15 protein-coding genes and 1 riboswitch are annotated in these 19,145 nt (G+C 68.3%); of the genes, 6 read left to right on the forward strand and 9 right to left on the reverse strand.

Going from position 1 to position 19,145, the window contains the following annotated elements:
• Positions 1–35: 35 nt before the first annotated feature.
• Positions 36–1,808 (reverse strand): maltose alpha-D-glucosyltransferase, encoded by a 1,773-nt coding sequence (gene treS, locus OQ789_RS08825; RefSeq protein ID WP_324685002.1) that lies wholly within the window; start codon positions 1,806–1,808, stop codon positions 36–38.
• A 121-nt stretch (positions 1,809–1,929) separates the two neighbouring features.
• Positions 1,930–3,006 (reverse strand): S1C family serine protease, encoded by a 1,077-nt coding sequence (locus OQ789_RS08830; RefSeq protein ID WP_324685004.1) that lies wholly within the window; start codon positions 3,004–3,006, stop codon positions 1,930–1,932.
• 187 nt (positions 3,007–3,193) lie between these two features.
• Between OQ789_RS08830 and OQ789_RS08835 the strand changes: the two genes are divergently transcribed.
• Both OQ789_RS08835 and OQ789_RS08840 read left to right on the forward strand, forming a co-directional pair.
• Complete coding sequence (locus OQ789_RS08835; protein ID WP_324685006.1) at positions 3,194–3,619, forward strand: TIGR03668 family PPOX class F420-dependent oxidoreductase; 426 nt, start codon at positions 3,194–3,196, stop codon at positions 3,617–3,619.
• A gap of 132 nt (positions 3,620–3,751) precedes the next feature.
• On the forward strand, positions 3,752–5,911 hold the full coding sequence (locus OQ789_RS08840) for an elongation factor G-like protein EF-G2 (protein WP_324685008.1): 2,160 nt from the start codon (positions 3,752–3,754) through the stop codon (positions 5,909–5,911).
• 6 nt (positions 5,912–5,917) lie between these two features.
• On the opposite strand, the gene OQ789_RS08845 is transcribed toward OQ789_RS08840, so the two are convergent.
• Entirely contained in the window at positions 5,918–7,513 is a 1,596-nt protein-coding gene (locus OQ789_RS08845; protein WP_324685010.1) for a FadD7 family fatty acid--CoA ligase, read from the reverse strand.
• Between the two features lie 246 nt (positions 7,514–7,759).
• On the opposite strand from OQ789_RS08845, the gene oxc reads away from it, so the two are divergent.
• Positions 7,760–9,502: an oxalyl-CoA decarboxylase gene (oxc, locus tag OQ789_RS08850; protein ID WP_324685012.1), complete on the forward strand. Its 1,743-nt coding sequence runs from the start codon at positions 7,760–7,762 to the stop codon at positions 9,500–9,502.
• Here oxc and OQ789_RS08855 read toward each other — a convergent pair.
• Positions 9,486–10,418: a LysR family transcriptional regulator gene (locus OQ789_RS08855; RefSeq protein ID WP_324685014.1), complete on the reverse strand. Its 933-nt coding sequence runs from the start codon at positions 10,416–10,418 to the stop codon at positions 9,486–9,488. The genes oxc and OQ789_RS08855 overlap by 17 nt on opposite strands.
• A gap of 61 nt (positions 10,419–10,479) precedes the next feature.
• Positions 10,480–11,124: a cysteine hydrolase family protein gene (locus tag OQ789_RS08860; protein ID WP_420716069.1), complete on the reverse strand. Its 645-nt coding sequence runs from the start codon at positions 11,122–11,124 to the stop codon at positions 10,480–10,482.
• Positions 11,125–11,280: 156 nt separating this feature from the next.
• Between OQ789_RS08860 and OQ789_RS08865 the strand changes: the two genes are divergently transcribed.
• Positions 11,281–12,036 carry a L,D-transpeptidase gene (locus tag OQ789_RS08865; protein WP_324685016.1) on the forward strand — a complete coding sequence of 252 codons (756 nt, stop codon included), beginning with the start codon at positions 11,281–11,283 and terminating at the stop codon, positions 12,034–12,036.
• Between the two features lie 55 nt (positions 12,037–12,091).
• On the opposite strand, the gene OQ789_RS08870 is transcribed toward OQ789_RS08865, so the two are convergent.
• Entirely contained in the window at positions 12,092–12,700 is a 609-nt protein-coding gene (locus OQ789_RS08870) for a hypothetical protein (protein WP_324685017.1), read from the reverse strand.
• 180 nt (positions 12,701–12,880) lie between these two features.
• Between OQ789_RS08870 and OQ789_RS08875 the strand changes: the two genes are divergently transcribed.
• Positions 12,881–13,825, forward strand: a complete 945-nt coding sequence (locus OQ789_RS08875) for an NADP-dependent oxidoreductase (RefSeq protein ID WP_324685019.1) — start codon at positions 12,881–12,883, stop codon at positions 13,823–13,825.
• On the opposite strand, the gene OQ789_RS08880 is transcribed toward OQ789_RS08875, so the two are convergent.
• Positions 13,817–15,625 carry an NRAMP family divalent metal transporter gene (locus OQ789_RS08880; RefSeq protein ID WP_324685021.1) on the reverse strand — a complete coding sequence of 603 codons (1,809 nt, stop codon included), beginning with the start codon at positions 15,623–15,625 and terminating at the stop codon, positions 13,817–13,819. The genes OQ789_RS08875 and OQ789_RS08880 overlap by 9 nt on opposite strands.
• Positions 15,626–15,700: 75 nt before the next feature.
• Positions 15,701–15,916: a hypothetical protein gene (locus OQ789_RS08885; RefSeq protein ID WP_324685092.1), complete on the reverse strand. Its 216-nt coding sequence runs from the start codon at positions 15,914–15,916 to the stop codon at positions 15,701–15,703.
• A gap of 238 nt (positions 15,917–16,154) precedes the next feature.
• A riboswitch (M-box (ykoK) riboswitch) is annotated at positions 16,155–16,323 on the reverse strand.
• Positions 16,324–16,436: 113 nt separating this feature from the next.
• Between OQ789_RS08885 and OQ789_RS08890 the strand changes: the two genes are divergently transcribed.
• The gene (locus tag OQ789_RS08890) at positions 16,437–17,096 is read left to right on the forward strand and encodes an O-methyltransferase (RefSeq protein WP_324685022.1); all 660 of its coding nucleotides are present in this window, start codon (positions 16,437–16,439) and stop codon (positions 17,094–17,096) included.
• Positions 17,097–17,099: 3 nt separating this feature from the next.
• Here the strand turns inward: OQ789_RS08890 and OQ789_RS08895 are convergent, their stop codons facing one another.
• A complete protein-coding gene (locus OQ789_RS08895; RefSeq protein ID WP_324685023.1) occupies positions 17,100–19,094 on the reverse strand; it encodes an acyltransferase family protein in 1,995 nt (664 codons plus the stop codon).
• Between the last annotated feature and the right edge of the window lie 51 nt (positions 19,095–19,145).

Raw genomic sequence — 19,145 nt, forward strand, 5'->3', positions numbered from 1 at the left:
ACTCCTCCTCATCGCTACGCTCTGCATCGTCGCCGTCACGCGTCCACTTCGCATCCGGCCAGCTGGAACCAGTAGAACCCGTGCCCCGGCAGTGTGAGCAGGTAAGGCAGGTGACCGATGCGCGGAAACTCCACCTGCCCGGTCAGCTCGACCGGCGTGCAACCGCTCCAATGCTGCAGATTCAGCTCAATCGGCTGGGGGAAGCGCGACAGGTTATTGACGCACAGCACGGTGTCACCGCCGTCGGACACCTGCCGGACGAAGGCCAGCACCGACGGGTTCGAGCCGCCCAGCTCCTCGAAGCTGCCGATCGCGAAGGCCTCGTGACGGCGCCGCACGGCCAGCATGGTGCGGGTGAAATTGAGCAGCGACGTGGAGGTGTCGCGCTGGGCCTCCACATTGACCGCCTGATAGCCGTAGACGGAGTCCTGGCTGGGCGGCAGATACAGCCGGCCCGGGTTGGCCTTGGAGAAGCCTGCATTGCGGTCCGGTGTCCACTGCATCGGGGTACGCACCCCGTCGCGGTCACCCAGCCAGATCACGTCGCCCATGCCGATCTCGTCGCCGTAGTAGAGCACCGGTGAGCCGGGCAGCGACAGCAGCAGCGCGGTGAACAGCTCGATCTGGTTGCGGTCGTTGTCCAGCAGCGGCGCCAACCGGCGGCGGATGCCGACGTTGGCCTTCATCCGCGGGTCCTTGGCGTACTCGGAGTACATGTAGTCACGTTCTTCGTCGGTGACCATTTCCAGCGTCAACTCGTCGTGGTTACGCAGGAAGATCCCCCACTGCGCCAGATCGGGGATCTCGGGCGTCTGCGCCAGGATCTCCGAGATCGGGAAGCGCGATTCGCGGCGGACCGCCATGAAGATGCGCGGCATCAGCGGAAAGTGAAACGCCATGTGGCATTCGTCGCCGCCGGTGGTGGCGTCACCGAAGTATTCGACGACGTCGGCCGGCCACTGGTTGGCCTCGGCCAGCAGCACCCGGCCCGGGAACTCGTCGTCGATGACCTTGCGGACACGCTTGAGGAAGGCGTGCGTCTCGGGCAGATTCTCGCAGTTGGTGCCCTCGCGTTCGAACAGGTAGGGCACCGCGTCAAGCCGGAACCCGTCGATACCCAGCCCGAGCCAGAATCGCAGCACGTCGATCATGGCTTCCTGCACGGCGGGGTTGTCGTAGTTCAGATCCGGCTGGTGGGAGAAGAACCGATGCCAGTAGAACTGCTTGCGGACCGGGTCGAAGGTCCAGTTCGACTCCTCGGTGTCGATGAAGATGATTCGGGCATCGGTGTACTTCTCGCTGGTGTCGCTCCACACGTAGAAGTCACCGTAGGGGCCCTCGGGGTCGTGGCGCGATTCCTGGAACCAGGGGTGTGAATCCGATGTGTGGTTCATCACCAGGTCGGTGATGACCCGGATGCCGCGCTCGTGCGCCGCGTTGAGCAGCGCGACGAAATCCTCGACCGTGCCGAACTCGGGCAGCACTTTGTAGAAGTCCCGGATGTCATACCCGCCGTCGCGCAGGGGCGAGTCGTAGAAGGGCGGCAGCCAGATGCAGTCGATGCCCAGCCACTGCAGGTAGTCCAGGCGCCCCAACAGGCCGCGCAGGTCGCCGGCGCCGTCCGCGTTGGCGTCGAAGAACGCCCGCACCAACACCTCGTAGAACACTGCGTGCTTGAACCACGTCGGGTCGGTGGGCAGCGCTGTGGCGTTGTTGAAGTCCTCGGCCTCGGGGTGCTCCACGACGCCGTCCTGGACGTGACTGCCCCCCTCGGGATGGTGCTCGACAGCTTCTCTTGCGTCGTTCATCAAATCCACGATGCCACGGATACCCTGGGTGCGGCTTTCGGAATCACACCCTCACGAGTACGCCGAAACATGCCCGGTCGCAAATGATTTGGCCGGCGGCCGGATTTCGTCAGCGCAGATGTCAGGCCGGCGGCCCCTCCGCCAGGGTGATGTTCACGGTGTGATCGCCACCATCACTGGACCGGTAGTGCACCGCGATGTTGTCACCGGGGTGGTGCGGAACGAGCACCTCGGTCATCGACGTCGCGCCGTTGATCGCGACGTTGTCGACGCCGGTGATGACGTCGCCGGGCGCGATTCCGGCGGCCCCGGCGGGACCGGTGCCGACCACCCGTTGCACCCGCGCGCCGTTGCCGTTGTTGTCCATCACACCCAGGCCCAGGAAGGCGGTGGGACCGATGTGAACCGTGTTCGACCCGCCGCCGGACCGGATCTGCCCGGCGACCCCCATCGCACGTCCGATGGGAATCGCGAAGCCCTGCCCGCCGGACATCTTGTAGCTGTCGGTGGCGGCGGTGTCCACGCCGATCACCTGGCCGGCGTTGTTCACCATGGGCCCACCCGAGTCGCCTGGCTTGATCGGGGCGTCCGCCTGGATCAGGCCGCCCAGGTTCTCCTGCGCACCGGTCAGGGTGTCGGTCGCCGAGACGCTCTGGTTGAGCGCGACGACCTTGCCGGCGACCGCGTTGGGTGTGCCGCCCTGACCGCCCGCGTTTCCGAGCGCGACGATGGGCTCGCCCACCGTGGCCGCAGGGCCGATCGCGACGGTGGGAAGGCCCGCCGCGCCGCGCAGCTGCAGCACCGCGATGTCCTGCGTGCGGTCGTAACCGACCACGTCAACGGCGTAGGTCTGGCCATTCCCGACGTCGAAGGCGCTGATGTCGGTGGCGCCCGAGATCACGTGGTTGTTGGTCAGGACGACGCCGTTGGGATCGATCACGATGCCGGTCCCGGCGCCCACCGCATTGTTGTAGCCGAACTTGGTGTCGATGTTGACCACCTGCGGCCCGACCTGACCGACCATCGCCGACGGGTCCAGCGGCGCCAGCGGACGGTCGCTGAACCGATCCAGCGCCAGGTTCGGGGGCGCCGCCGACGCGACGGGTACCCCGGCCTGCAGGCCAAGTCCGAGCCCGACCACGGTGAGCACGCCGACCAACCATGACCTCAACACCGAGCGGTGGTGCGATTTGCCCATCGGTGTCACCCTCCTGCTTCGCGGTAGAAAAGGAACTGTCCCGGCCACAGGGTCTTGGCGGCACAATCTGTGTATATAACCGGTGTGTATATAACCGTAATGCAGGTTGCTATGCACGGCATGCGCCAGGTTCTGACTGCCCGACCGGTTGCCCGCTCTCGCCGGCCGTGCGTCCTAAGCTGACGCAGTGGGCGACTTCGACGCCAGGGCCAGCTTCACCGATTCCGCGATAGCCCGGCTGGCCACCGTCGCGCCTGGCGGCCTGCCGCATCTGGTGCCGGTGGTCTTCGCGGTCCTCGCCGACGACCGAGCCGGGTCCGACGTGGTGTACACGGCCGTCGACGCGAAACCGAAATCGACGCGGCGGCTGCGCCGGCTGGCCAACATCGACGGCAACCCGCGGGTGAGCCTGCTCGTCGATCACTACGACGACGACTGGACCCGGCTGTGGTGGGTGCGCGCCGACGGCATCGCCACCGTGCACACCGACGGTGACGCCGTTACTCGTGGGCGCCGGTTGCTGCGCGCGAAATACCCTCAATACGAATCGGTTTCGCTGGACGGCCCGGTGATCGAGATCGCCGTGCAGCGTTGGTCCAGCTGGCACTACTGAGCACCGTCCCCCGGCCGCGCGCACCCCATGTGGCCCGACGGTCTTGTGGTCGCCGGAAGTTCGGTGGATGGTAGCTAGATAGGTGCCGACAAGGTCAGCAACGGCGCGCCCCGGGCAACCTGGAGGAAAGTCATGGCCGACAGGACAAATGCGTCCCAGGGAGCTGGAAACGCTCCCACCGCCAACGGTCCCGACGACATTCGCAACGTGGTGCTGGTGGGCCCGTCGGGTGGCGGCAAGACCACACTCGTGGACGCCCTGTTGGTCGCTGCCCGGGTGCTGAACCGAAGTGGCTCGGTCGCCGACGGCAGCACGGTGTGCGACTACGACGAGGCCGAGATCCGCCAACAACGGTCGGTCGGCGTCGCCGTGGCGTCCCTGTCGCACGATGGCGTCAAGGTGAACCTGGTCGACACTCCTGGATATGCCGACTTCGTCGGCGAATTGCGGGCCGGGCTGCGCGCCGCGGACTGTGCGCTGTTCGTCATCGCAGCCAACGAGGGCGTCGACGAGCCCACCAAATCGCTGTGGCAGGAATGCGACCAGGTCGGCATGCCCCGCGCCGTGGTGGTCACCAAGCTCGACCACGCGCGGGCGAATTACCAGGAAGCGCTGTCCGCGGCCCAGAATGCGTTCGGCGACAAGGTGTTACCGCTCTACCTCCCCACCGGCCTGCCCTCCTGCCACGGCCTGATCGGGCTGCTGTCGCAAACGCGATACGAATACACCGACGGCGACCGCGCCCCGCAGGCGCTCGACCCCTCCGACGCCGAGCAGATCGAGGAAGCGCGCGGCGCCCTCATCGAAGGCATCATCGAGGAGTCCGAGGACGAGTCGCTGATGGAGCGCTATCTCGGGGGCGAGGCCATCGACGAAGCCGTGCTGATCCAAGACCTGGAGCGGGCCGTCGCCCGAGGGTCGTTCTTTCCGGTGATCCCGGTGTGCAGCGGCAGCGGCGTCGGCACCCTGGAATTGCTGGAAGTCGCCACCCGCGGGTTCCCGTCCCCGATGGAACACCCACTGCCGGAGGTCTTCACCCCGCTGGGTGCGCCACACGCCGGCCTGAGCTGCGCGGCGGACGCGCCGTTGCTCGCCGAGGTGGTGAAGACGACGTCGGACCCGTACGTGGGCAGGGTCAGCCTGGTCCGGGTGTTCTCCGGGACCATCAGGCCCGACACGACGGTTCATGTGTCGGGCCATTTTGCGTCGTTTTTCGGCACCGGCAACGGCAGTGGCCATGCGCACCCCGACCACGACGAGGACGAGCGCGTCGGGGTGCTGTCCTTCCCGCTGGGCAAGCAGCAGCGCCCGGCCGCCACGGTGGTGGCGGGTGACATCTGCGCGATCGGCAAGCTGAGCCGCGCCGAGACGGGTGACACTCTTTCGGACAAGTCGGAGCCGCTGGTGCTGAAGCCCTGGACCATGCCCGAGCCCTTGCTGCCGGTCGCGATCGCGGCCCACGCCAAGACCGACGAGGACAAGCTGTCGGTGGGGTTGGGACGGCTGGCCGCCGAGGATCCGACGCTGCGGATCGAGCAGAATCAGGAAACCCACCAGATAGTGCTGTGGTGCATGGGCGAATCACATGCCGGCGTGGTGCTCGACGCGCTGGCCAACCGGTACGGCGTCACCGTCGACACGGTGGAGCTGCGCGTCCCGCTGCGAGAGACGTTCGGCGGCAAGGCAAAAGGCCACGGACGCCACGTCAAGCAGTCCGGCGGCCACGGCCAGTACGCCGTGTGCGACATCGAGGTGGAGCCCCTGCCGGAAGGATCCGGTTTCGAGTTCGTCGACAAGGTGGTCGGCGGAGCGGTGCCGCGGCAGTTCATTCCGAGCGTGGAAAAGGGCGTGCGGGCCCAGATGGAGAAGGGTGTGCACGCCGGCTACCCGGTGGTCGACATCCGCGTCACGCTGCTCGACGGCAAGGCGCACAGCGTCGACTCGTCGGACTTCGCCTTCCAGGTGGCGGGCTCGCTGGCGCTGCGGGAGGCCGCCGCCGCGACCAAGGTGGCGCTGCTCGAGCCCATCGACGAGATCTCGGTGCTGGTTCCCGACGATTTCGTCGGCGCGGTGATGGGTGACCTGTCCAGCCGGCGCGGCCGGGTGCTCGGCTCGGATACGGCCGGCAACGAGCGCACCGTGGTCAGGGCCGAGGTGCCGCAGGTGGAGTTGACCCGCTATGCCATCGACCTCCGGTCCCTGGCGCACGGCGCCGCGTCGTTCACCCGGTCGTTCGCCCGCTACGAACCGATGCCCGAATCCGCGGCCGCACGGCTGCACGCCGCCGTCTAGAACCCGTCAGCCTCTGCGGCCGAACTGCTCGGCCACCGCGCGCCTGTCCAGCGAGCCCTTCGCGGTGTGCGGCAGTTCGGCGGCCAGCCGGAACTCGGCCGGAACCTCGAAGCGCGCCAGGCGGTCCCGGCAGAACGCCGCCAGGTCGTCGGCCGTGGGCGCGGTGGATCCGCGCGCGACGATGACCGCGGCCACGGTCTCCCCGTACAGCTTGTCCGGCACGCCGAACACCCCCGCCTCGAGCACGTCGGGATGGGTAGCCAGGACGCCCTCGACGCGTTCCGGCGAGATCTTCTCCCCGCCCCGGTTGATGAGTTCCTTGATGCGGCCGCGGATCACGAGGTCACCGTCCGTCGACAGGGTGCCCAGGTCGCCGGTATGCAACCACCCATCGGTGAAGTTGGCGGCCGTGATGGACGGGTCGCCGAGGTAGCCGCGCACCACGGTCGGGCCGTGCAGCCACACCTCGCCCACGGTCTCCGCAGGCAGCGCCCGGCCCTCGGGCCCGACGATCCGGATTGCCGGCCCGGTCGACCGCCCGACGAGACCGGGTGTGGCGCCGGGGTTTTCGGTCTCGCTCGCGCCGCCGACGGGCGTCGTCGCCACCTGGTGGGTCGACTCGGTCATCCCGAAGGCGCACACCACCGGGGCCGAGAACGTGTCGTGCAATGCCTGCGCGGTCTCGGCGGTCAGCGGCGCGCTGCAACTCCGGATGAACCGCAGGGGGTGCGCGCCGCCCGGCTGCTCGGTTCGTGCGCGCTCCAACAAGATCTGATGGATCGTCGGGACGGCGGTGTACCAGGTGGCCCCGACGGCCTCGATGTCGTCCCAGAACGTGTGGGCCGAGAACTTTCCGCCCGCAGGCAGTAACACCGCTCCCCCGGACACCAGGGTGCCGAGCAGCGCGGCGAGCAGGCCGTGCCCGTGATAGAGCGGCATCACCGCCACCGTCGCGTCCGGCGCTCCCAGCCCGTAGCCGGCGATGATGGCCGCCACGGAGCGGGCAATGTTGTCGCGCGTCCAGGGCACCATCTTGGGCACACCGGTGGTGCCGCCGGTGAACATGATCATGGCGTCGTCGTCGCGCAGCCCCTGCGGCGCCGACGCGTCAGGCGCGGGTGGCGCGCTGACAGCCAGGCTGACCGCCGGGGCGGTGCCGTCAGACCCGACCGTCACGGTGATCGGCCACTCCGGCAAGCCGCCCGGTGCGGCCGTGTCGCGGTCGGCGTCGCCGCGCCGGTCCACCAGCACCGCCCGGGCGCCCACCGCGGCGCTGCGGGCGCGCTGCTCGGCGCCGGGCAGGGCCGGATCCAGCGGAACCACAACGAGATCCGCGCGCGATGCGGCCAGCAGCGCCACGACGAATTCGGCATTGCTGCCTGCGCGCAGCGCGAGCCGGGCACCCGGCAGCAGGCCGGCGGACTTCAACTGCGCGGCCAGGTCGTCGACCAGCCGGATCAGATCGCGGTAATCGACCGGTATGCGCTCGGCGGTGACGACCAGCGCCCGCGCCTGTGGCGCGCGGAGCGCCGCCGCCTCGACCAGATCGGCGATGCCCGGGTCTGCGGAACCCTCGCCCCTGCCCTTCGCGTCTGACCCCATCACCGGACTCCCTCCACTCTCGCTGTCGATGCCACCCTGCCGGTCGGCCTTCCGCCACGTCCAATATCGATTGGCTCACGATCGATAACTGACGGCTATCAAACCGCGTTACCATCCCGCTGAGCTGGCTCGATAGACAACGTAGATCGCCGGATAGTGCCCTCGTCTTGGACACGTGGTTGGGCTCGGGCCACAGTGATGGCAAACGCATTAAAAGAAGTACCGCAACCATTCGAGGAGTCGCCCATGTCCACCGCCTCGGCATCTTCGGACCCGGCAGGCCAGGTCGATGGGTTTCATCTCGTGGTGGAGGCGCTCAAGGCCAACGACGTCGAAACCATTTACGGGCTCGTCGGCATCCCGATCACCGATCTCGCCCGGGTGGCGCAGGCGTCGGGCATCCGCTACATCGGTTTCCGGCAGGAGGCGTCGGCCGGCAACGCCGCGGCCGCGGCGGGATTCCTCACCCGGCGGCCCGGGGTGTGCCTCACGACGTCCGGCCCGGGTTTCCTCAACGGCCTGCCCGCGCTGGCGAACGCCACCACGAACTGCTTTCCGATGATTCAGATCTCCGGCTCCAGCAATCGGGCGCTGGTGGATCTGCAGCGCGGGGATTACCAGGACCTCGATCAGCTCGACGCCGCGAAGCCGTTTGCCAAGGCGGCCTATCGGATCGGCCGGGTCGAGGACATCGGGCGCGGGGTCGCCCGCGCTGTCCGCACCGCCCTGTCCGGCCGGCCCGGCGGCGTCTACCTGGACATCCCGGGTGAGGTCTTGGGCCGGGCCATGGATGCCGCCACCGCGGCGGGCACCGTCTGGCGGGTCATCGATCCCGCTCCCCAGCAGTTGCCGGCGCCCGATGCCGTGGACCGTGCTCTGGACGTGCTGTCCCACGCGCGGCGGCCGTTGATCGTGCTGGGCAAGGGTGCGGCATATGCGCAGGCCGACAACGTGATTCGCTCGTTCGTCGACACCACGGGAATTCCGTTCCTGCCGATGTCGATGGCCAAGGGCCTGCTGCCGGACTCGCACCCCCAGTCCGCGGCGGCCGCCCGCTCGCTGGCGATCGCACGCGCCGACGTGGTCCTGCTGGTCGGCGCCCGGCTGAATTGGCTGCTGGGTCATGGGGACTCACCGCAGTGGAGCCAGGATGCCACATTCGTTCAGGTGGACATCGCCGCGTCGGAGTTCGACAGCAACCGGCAGATCGCGGCCCCGCTGGCCGGCGACATCTGCTCGGTGATGTCCGCGCTGTGCGACGGGGTGGCCGCCCGGCCGATCACCGTGCCGCCGGACTGGACCCGCGAGCTGGCCGGGCGCACGGCCCGCAACAACGCCTCGATGAGCGAACGCCTGGCCGAGGACCCGCACCCCATGCGTTTCTACAACGCCCTCGGCGCGATTCGCTCTGTGCTGCAAGCCAACCGGGACGTGTATGTCGTCAACGAGGGGGCCAACACGCTCGACCTGGCCCGCAACGTCATCGACATGGAGCTGCCACGACACCGGCTCGACTCCGGAACCTGGGGCGTGATGGGCATCGGGATGGGGTATGCCATCGCCGCCGCGGTCGAGACCGGCAAGCCGGTGGTCGCGATCGAGGGCGACAGCGCATTCGGCTTCAGCGGCATGGAAATCGAGACCATCTGCCGCTACCGACTGCCGGTGACCGTCGTCATCCTCAACAACGGCGGCGTCTACCGCGGCGACGAGGCCCCACCCGGGCCGGGGTCGGATCCGGCCCCGACGGTGCTGAATGCCCGGGCCCGCCACGAGCTGCTCGCGGAAGCGTTCGGCGGCAAGGGATATCACGTCAGCACGCCGTCGGAGCTGCGTGTGGCGCTGACCGAGGCGATCGGTTCGGGGGCGCCGTCGATCATCGACTGCGAGCTCGACGCGGCGGCGGGAGTGGAAAGCGGGCACCTGTCCAACCTGAACCCGGCCAGCGCGGCCCTCCCGGCGCGGGGCGCGGTCAGCGCCGGCGGATGAGCCCCAACAGCTGCGTGTCGAAAAACTCGTCCAGTTCCAGCTGCCCGGCGGACGTGGCCAGCGCACGGGCAATCGGTGAGCCGGGTCCGCTCGCGTTGGTGGCCAGGGCCACGTCGGCCGTGAGCACCGGATCGACCATTTCCATCGCCCGGATGGCGGGCCCCAGGGGCGACGTCCACAGCCACGTGTGCGGCACGATGACCGCCCAGTTTCCCGCCGATGCCTGAGCGAACAACGAGGCGACGGAATCGGTTTCGACCTGCGGGCGGACGGTGATGGAATGGTCGGCGAACGCTTTGTCGATGATCTGGCGGTCGCGCATCTCGGCGGTGAGCAACGCCAGCGGCAACTGCGCGGCCTCAACCCAGGTCGTCGTCGTGGCGCCGGACGCCACCATGTCCGCCGGTGCCAGCAGCACATAGCGCTCCCGGTAGAGCGGGACCAGGTTCACGTCGTGAGCCTCGTCGGGTGCCGCGTGCACGATGGCGGCATCGAGCTCGAACTCACGCAGGCGCCGGTACAGTTCGGTGGCCGCCAACCGGGACAGGATGTGCACCGTCGCCAACGGGTGGGCCGAACAGAACGCCGAGAGCACCAGCGACGCCGTGGTGGAGGCGGTGGGGACGGTGCCTAGCCGCAGTGTCCCGGTGATGCCCGAGCGCACGGCGTCCACTTCGGACTTGAACGCGTCGTGCTCGGCGAGAATCCGCTTGGCCCACACCACCAACCGTTCGCCTTCGGGCGTGAGGCCCTGGAAGCTGTGCCCGCGGTTGATCAGCGTGACGTTCAGTTCCCGTTCCAGCTTGGCGATCGCGGCCGACAGCGCCGGCTGGGATACGAAGCACTTTTCGGCCGCCCGGGCGAAGTGCCGCTCGGAGGCGACCGCCACGAAGTACTGCAGCTGACGGAAGAGCAACCGCACTCCTCGGGTTTCGGCTCGGCCTTTGGGCACCGATCCCGCTGAGGCTAACGCGTTGCTAACCGGCGAGCCAAACCAGCGTCTGCGCGGTGTCCATCACCGCCACCCCGATGGCCCGGCATTCCTGGGCGCCACGATCATACAAGCCCGAGATGGCATCGGGCACCAGCACAATGCGGAAGTCGCGTTCGGATGCCTCATAGATCGACGTCCGGGGGCAGTTGGGGAAGTTGCAGCCCACGAAAACCAGCGTGTCGGAGCCGCTTTCGCGTAGATGCTGCTCGAGCCCGGTGCGGTAGAAGGCTCCCCACCTCGGCTTGTACATCACGTGCTCGGCGGGCCCGATCCGCTGGAAGCCCCCTGAGAGCAGCAAATGATGTTCCAGCTCAACGGTTTTCGGCAGCAGCTCGGCGGCGATCTGTGAGCCGGCGCTGCCCGGTACCGCGATCCGCGCACCGTCCGCGATGGATCCGCGCCGCACCGGCTCGGCGTTCGACCCGTCGGCCCGATACAGGCGCACCACATGCACGATCGGTAGCCCCCGCCGCCGGAACGCCCGCGCCAGGTCGGCCATCGCGGCGATGGCCGCACTCGTTCCCTCGACTCGCATCGGAGCGTCGTCGGCATAGAAATCGCGTTGCACGTCGATCAGCACCAGCGCCGCCGAGTCCGCCGAAGGCCGCGTGTGGTGATCGCCGGACATTCCTGCTCCTCCGCAACGCCGATCGAACTCGACCGGTGATCGGATCGTGACCGAAGCGACCGAGCCAGGCTGCCATTGTTTGCTGAAACCGGCGATCCGTCGGTAACAAGTAGAATATCCGGTGTGTTGATCGCACCATCTCGAAGGGTGGACGCTATGCGTCGGGGTGTTCGTTATCTATTTGTTATGGTCGCGATCACGGCCGTGGCCCTGGTAGCCCCTGCCGGTCGAAGCACCGCGGCCGTGCCGCTGCCGCAACCCCAGCCCAAAATCGCCTCGATTTTGCCCGCTGACGGCGCGGTGGTGGGCGTGGCCCATCCGGTCGTCGTGACCTTCACCGCCCCGGTGGCCGATCGGGCGGCCGTCGAACGGTCCATCCATGTCACGTCGCCAGGCGGCACCCCCGGACACTTCGAATGGGTCCAAGACACCGTCGTGCAGTGGGTTCCCGACCGGTATTGGCCCGCCCACACCCACGTGTCGGTCGGTGTGCAGGCTCTGACGACGGGATTCGACACCGGCGACGCGTTACTCGGGGTTGCCAGCATCTCCAGGCACACCTTCACCGTCAGCAGGGACGGCGAGGTGCTGCGCACCATGCCGGCGTCGATGGGCAAACCGAGCCGGCCCACCCCGATCGGTAGCTTCACCGCGCTGGAAAAGCAGCGCAGCGTGGTGATGGACTCGCGAACCATCGGCATCCCGCTGAGCTCGCCCGAGGGATACAAGATCACCGCGCAGTACGCCGTCCGCGTCACCTGGAGCGGCGTCTACGTCCACTCGGCTCCGTGGTCGGTTGATTCACAGGGCAACGCCAACGTCAGCCACGGCTGCATAAACCTCAGCCCTGACAACGCCGCCTGGTACTTCAACGAGGTGAACGTCGGCGACCCCATCCAGGTTGTGGCCTGAGCGTCACCTGCCAGCCGAACACGCGAACGTCGTTGCAGCCCAAGGAATTCCGCGGCTAGCTGGGTAACCCGGCCTTGATCGCGGCATCCTGCTTGCGAGCGATGTCGAGGGCGGCCGCCGGATCGGTCGGCTCGTTGGGCGCGCTGTCGAATTCCAGGGTGACCAGTGCCTTGCCCTCGGTGAAGACCAAGACCGTCATGGCCTGGGAGTTGTCCGGTGAGACACCCGAAATGGTCACCCCGTTGGCGCCAACGGCCAGCGGCTGCCAACTCCCGTTCACCTTGCCGTGATAACTGCCTTGCGTGGCAGCCAATTCGGCGGCGGCCGCAGGCGGATCGGCGGCGACCACGATCGTGTCCCACAGCCGACGGCTGCTGTCGGCGTTGGCAAACAGCTGGGCGACCCCCGGCGCATTGTTGGGGTTGAGCATCGGCGCCTGCGGCGCGGTGAGACCACCGCCGACATCGTTCGGCTTGATCAGCAAGAACCCGTAGTCCGAGGGCTGGTCCGACGGCGGGCCGGTGACCGTGCTCGAACTGCTCGACGCGGCGGAACTCGACGACGGCGACGCGGATTCGCCGGCGCCGCCGCATCCCGTGCCCGCGGCGCCGACCAGGACGAGGGCAACGGCCCGGCCCGCGCGGCCGATCCGGTCAACCTCCACGCATGTTCCTTCCACGTGTCATCGGTATCAGGCTTTCACCGCGGCCCCCGACGCCGGTGGCGAAGTGCTGGTGTTATCGGGCTTACTACGAACATATGCCCACTCGGCGCCCGGTGGGTAGCACCCCGGCGCGCCTATGCTGGCGTGGGTGACGGCATCCCCGGGTCAAAGGAGTTCGGTATGACGGCTGCGACGGCACGCGCGGTGCGGTTCGACCGGTACGGGGGACCCGAGGTGTTGTACGTCGCGGACATCGAGATGCCCTCCCCCGGACCGGGCGAGGTGGTCATCGAGGTTCGTGCCGCCGGGATAAATCCCGGCGAGGCCGGCATCCGCGTCGGGGCGATGCACGAGATGTTTCCGGCCACCTTTCCCTCCGGCGAGGGTAGCGACCTGGCCGGCATCGTCACCGCCGTGGCACCCGGGGTCACCGAGTTCTCGGTCGGCGACGAGGTCCTGGGATTCAGCATGCGCCGGTCCAGCCACGCCACCCATGCCGCGGTACCGGTCAGCCAATTGATCCGCAAACCTCCTCAACTCAGTTGGGAGGCAGCGGGTTCGCTCTATGTGGTCGGGGCGACCGCCTACGCGGCTGTGCGCGCGGTGGCGCCCCAACCGGGTGAGACGATCGGCGTGTCGGCGGCCGCGGGCGGGGTCGGCAGCCTGGTGGTTCAGCTTCTGGTGTTGCGCGAGGCCCGGGTACTCGGCATCGCGGGGCCGGGCAACGCCGACTGGCTGCGCGCGCACGGCGCCATTCCGGTCTCCTACGGTGCCGGACTCGCCGACCGGTTGCGTGCGGCGGCGCCGGATGGAATCGACGCGTTCATCGACTTGTTCGGCCCGGACTACGTCCAGCTCGCCGTCGATCTCGGCGTCGCCCCCGAGCGGATCGACACCATCATCTCGTTCCAGAAGGCCGGCGAAGTGGGTGCCAAGACCGAGGGCAGCATGGAAGCCTCAACGCCCGAGGTGCTCGCCGAGATAGCCGACCTGATCGTGTCGGGCGCCATCGAATTCGACATCGCCGCGACCTACCCGCTGGACCGGGTCGCCGACGCCTATGCCGAGCTCGAGCAGCGCCACACCCACGGCAAAATCGTTCTGCTGCCGACCGATTCACATTGAGGAGGCCGGCCCGGCAACACCGGCCTGCACGATCTTGATGATGACGAAAGCGACGGCCACCACCAGGTAACCCCGCAGGGTGAACAACCCCGCCCGTCGCATCGGCGACATCGCCGGTAGATCGAGCACCGCGAGGTTTGGGGTCTGCCAGCGGGCACGATCCTGGCGCCGTAGACCCCGCCGCTCGGCCCGCGTCAGCGAGGAGGCATCGTCGAGTTCGTCGACCACCTCGGGGTCCAGGCCGCCGCCGAGCGTGCGCACGATCGCTTCGGCCTCGATCAGGTTCCGGTGTCGCCGGCCGACGACGATCATCACCGCCCCGCCGACGATGCCGAGCACCGCGCCCGCCGCGAGCCCGGCCTCGATGGTGGCCGTGGACATGCCCGGGAAGAAGGTCGTTGCCGTCAGCGCCAGCGACAGCAGCACCAGACACCACACGATCGTCCACGCAATGATGTTCTGCCGCACCGTGTTCACCCACGGGCCCAAGACCGCCCGATCGTTGCACAGCAATACCAGGAAGACGGTGGCCGAGGGGAGCAGCACACCGGCGAGCGCCTGGACACCCTGGGTCACCAGGCCCAGGATGTGGTCGGGGCTGAAAGAGATCGCGGCCGACACCGCGAGCAGGATCGCGTAGCCGCCGTAGAACAGCGGGGCTTCGCTGATCTTCCAATGCAACGAGTGCCGCTTGCCCATGGCGTCACCGACCGCATAGGTGGTCGCCAGTCCGACGGCGTTGGCGCCGATCAGTGACGCGTCCAGCAGGATGATCGCGAACAGCACCCCCACCGAAGCACCCGCATGCCTCGACAGTCCTGAGGCGGCCGCGGCCGCGTCCGTGAAGTGACCCGCATCGGCGGTACCGGTCAATCCGAACGCCGCCACGGCCATCAGCGCCGTCGCGCCGACCATGACCACGATGATTCCGATGGCCAAATCCGCTCGCCCATAAGAGATCCAGCGGGCCGTGATGCGCTTGTCCACCACGTTGGACTGCTGGAAGAACAGCTGCCACGGCGCTACCGTAGTGCCCACGATCGCGACCACCAGCAGCAGCACCGTCGAGTTCAAACCTCCCGGGAACTGCGGAATCAGCCCGGCCACAGTCGCTTTCGGGGCGGGATGCGCCAGCAACACCATCGGGATGATCAGCACGTTCACCGCGATCAGCAGGAACATCAACCCCTCCCAGCGGCGGAACGACCCGCCGGCCACCACAGCGAACAGCAGCACGGCGGCGGCCGGGACGGCGACGATCCGCGGGCAACCCAGGAACCCGAGAGCCAGTGAGACGCCGATGAATTCGGTGACGATCGTTAAGGCGTTCAGGACCAGCAGGTCACCGACGCTGAACGCACCCCAGAACTTGCCGAACCGTTCGAATATCAAGCGCGCGTGCCCGACCCGGGCCACGGCCCCCAGTCGCAGCACCATCTCCTGGTTCACGTACAGCACCGGAATCAGCAGCGCCAACGTCCACAGCAGGCCCATGCCGTAGTTCTGGCCGGCCTGCGCGTAGGTCGCGACGCCACCGGCGTCGTTGTCGCCCACCATGACGATCAGTCCGGGTCCGGTGATGACCGCCAGCGTCCGCAGGCGCCGCCAGCGTCCACGGAACGCCGCATCGGCGCCGTCGACGTCGCGCGGGATGCGGCCGAACGCGCCGACGATGTCACCGACGTGCGCGGAGTCCGGCACGGTCGGGCTCTGCGCCTCGGCGCGTGCGCCTTCCGGCGTGGCGGCCGTCCCCCCGAACACCGGGGTCCGGCCACCACCGCCGGTGTGGGTCGAAGTCATCGAATCCTCGCTATCTCGAGCGGTTCTCGCGTCGCCGGTGCGGCGACGTTGCTGCGGCGCTCAATGCGCGACGGGCTAACGGTGGTTGCTGCCCGAACCCGGGACGTGGCCACCCAGCGACGCGGTGACCATCGCGATCGGCATCCGCGAGACATACAGGTTGGCCCGCTCCTCAGGGGTCAGCCGGGCCCGCAGGTGGAACCTGTTGGTCAACAACCGGCCAGCACGCAGCATCGACCGTGCGCGCAGCCTGGAACGGGCCGAAAAGTGGTGTGTGAGAACAAAGGTCATGATCTTCTCCTGACGAACACCCGATCGGCGTCGGCACGGCGTGTCAGCCGCGCAGCAGCACAGCGACGTCAGGCGGAGAAAGGCATGCCGGAGCCGGATCGGGACAAGACGGATTTGTGACAGGGACTATCGCCGGGACTCATCTCGCCCTCACCTCCTCACGGCCAAGACACACGCGGGTGTCATCCACATTCACCTGAAACGAGAGAGGCAGAAGTGACCGGCGACACACTCGCCGGTCGCACCCCTCTCGTTGGAGCTTCGGCACTGCACGGCGTATCCGGGCTCGGAAGCCACTTGGGCTCAACCCTTGGGTCCGGGAAGAGCTGTCCTGACCCGGGGCGTCTCTCGACGTTCGGGGTCAGTGGCCTGTATCCGTGCAGACGCCTCACCTACCGAGGTGCTTGCGTGATCCATACTGCACCGCGGTCGCTAGGCCGTCAAACTGGCTAGGCGGATCCCTGACGCCCGGGCACACGTCTCCCGGGGTCCGCCAGGCGGAGCGCCTACGCTCGAATCCATGACCACAACGTTGCAGGATGCCCGGGTCGCTTCGACGCTCGACCGGATGTACGCCGTGTCGAAAAACCAGATGTCGCTGCTGCGCGAGCGGCGTGACACCTTCGATCGGCCGATGACCACACAGGAACGCACCGAGGCGATGAGCGAGTTCTACATCCCGGTGACGCCGGAAGCCGGCCGGCTGCTGTATTCGCTGGTGCGGGCCACCCGCCCGGCCACCGTCGTCGAATTCGGCATGTCTTTCGGCATCTCCGCCCTGCATCTGGCCGCCGCCGTCCGCGACAATGGCACCGGCCGGGTGGTGACCACCGAGCTGAGCGACACCAAGATCGCCGCGGCCAAGCAGACTTTCGCCGAGACCGGCCTGGACGACGTCATCACCATCCTCGAGGGCGATGCGCTGTCCACGCTCGCGGACTTGGCGGGGCCGGTCGACTTCGTCTTGCTCGACGGCTGGAAAGACCTGTACCTGCCCGTGCTCGAACTGCTGGAGCCCCGGCTGTCACCCGGTGTGCTGGTCGTCGCCGACAACGCCAGCTCGGCCGATATGGCGCCCTACCTGGACAAGGTGCGCGATCCCGACAATGGCTACGTCAGCTTCAACTTCCAGGTTCGCGACAGTGACAGCATGGAAATCAGCTGTCGCACAAGCGGTTAGGGCCTACCGCAGCGATTCCTCGAGCCACGGCGTGAGCCACTTGACCCCCTCGGGGGTGAGGTGGACGCCGTCGCTGCGCACCTTGATGCCGTCGACCTTCGCGGTGTACACACCGTCGGGGCACAGCTTCTTGTTCAGGTCGAGTATGGCGACGTTCGGGTGGTGGCTGACGGTCTTGCGCAACATGGCGTTCCACAGGTTGACCCGGTCCGGCTGGTCCTCCGGATACAGCCGGCCGTCCGGCTTTTCACCGCCCCGGCTGTACGGCACCGTGGCGACCACCACGTGGACACCGGTGGAACCCGCGATGGTTAGCGCCCGTTCTAGCTCGCCGTTGAGGTAGGCGTCGAAGGTGGGGTCGCCGATATGGGTCCACTGCCCCTCGTTGACCCGATCCACCGTTTCCCAGCGGCCGATGACCAGCAGCGCGACGTCCGGCTGATCCTGGCTAACCTGCCTCGCCCATCGGATTGGCCAGCCGTCGCACTCGGATCGCTGCTCCAGGGTCTGCCCGACATACCGGTACGGCGTGCCACGCACCAGGCTGCAGCCGATCACGGTGTGGTCGAGGAACGTGAACCCGGGCGTCGGGGGCAAATAGTGCATCCAGGTCCAGCCGATCGAATCACCGAACACCGAGACGGTGAACGGCCGGTTGGGATCTCGGGGCCTGCTTATTCCCGGGGGTGACGGCGAGACCGCCGCGACCGCCGAGACACCGGGCGGCAAACCGACCTCACGCAGCCCGGGCCCGGTGCCCACGGGAACCACCAGCAGCGTCACCGCCGCGGCGCTGGCCACGGTCGCGGCCGCCAGCGGCAGTAGCGGCACCCGCGCCGGTCGCCAGCGCCGAATCGGTTGTTCGAGAAGCCAGTACGACGTCGCTGCCAGCACCAGCGTGGCGCCGCACCGCGCGGCGAACAGCGGCAGTCCGGACCATCCGGTGCGTTCGCCGTTGAGCGCCAAGAAGATCGGCCAGTGCCACAGGTAGACGCCGTAGGAGATGGTTCCGAGCCACACCAGCGGGCGAAACGCGAGCGCGCGCGCGACGATTCCGCGCTGCTCCAGCGCGACCGGTGCGATCACCGCCACGGCCGCGATCGCGACCCCGATCAGCAGGCCGTGACGGAATTCGACGCCGGCACCGGTGGCGTAGTGCGTCGCCGCCGCCAGGCCCGCCATACCCAGCAGCGGCAGTATCCGGGCGATCCGGCGTCCCCATCGGGTCCGGATCATGCACCAGCCGCGGTTCATCGACGGCCAGTCCCGAACCAGCAGGGCGGCCGCCGCGGCGCCGACCAGCAGCGCCTGCGCGCGGGTGTCGGTGCCGAAGTAGATCCGGTCCCGGGCGCCGTCCGACGCCATGACGACGGCGAGCGCGGCCGAGGCCAGCGCGCCCACCGTGGCGATCAAAAACGTGGCGAACCGGACCCCTCCGACGGTGGCCCGGGTCGAGCGGCGCCGCGCGCGGGCGGCGAGCACCAGGGTGACCGCGACGAGCAGCACCGGCCAGACGAAGTAGTACTGCTCCTCCACCCCGAGCGACCAGGTGTGCTGTAGCGGCGAGGGCGGCGCTCCCTGGGTGAAGTAGTCGGTCTTCTGGGCCACGAAGCGCCAGTTCGCCATCCACGCGAAGGCCGCGATGGCGTCGTCGCGCAGGCCGGTCAGCGAGCGGTCGGGCAGCAGCCGGCGCGCCGCGGCCACGGTGAGCACCATCAACACCAGCGCGGGCAGCAGCCGGCGCGCGCGCCGGATCCAGAAGCCGGTCAAGTCGATACGGCCGGTGCGCCCCAGCTCGTCCAGCAGCAGCGAGGTGATCAGGAACCCGCTGAGCACGAAAAACACGTCGACGCCGATGAATCCGCCGCTGACGCCGGGGATGCCGCCGTGCCCGATGAGCACCAGCGACACCGCGATCGCGCGCAGCCCGTCGAGCGCCGGTATTCCGTTGGCCCGCTCCGGCCGGTCCCAGATGGCCAGCCGGCCGACACGGCGCACCGGGGCGACCCACCGGGGCCGAGTACGACGAGCCGGCGCGGGATGAGACCC

Origin of the sequence: Mycobacterium sp. 94-17 (genome assembly GCF_035617725.1) — a bacterium.
Lineage (GTDB): Bacteria > Actinomycetota > Actinomycetes > Mycobacteriales > Mycobacteriaceae > Mycobacterium.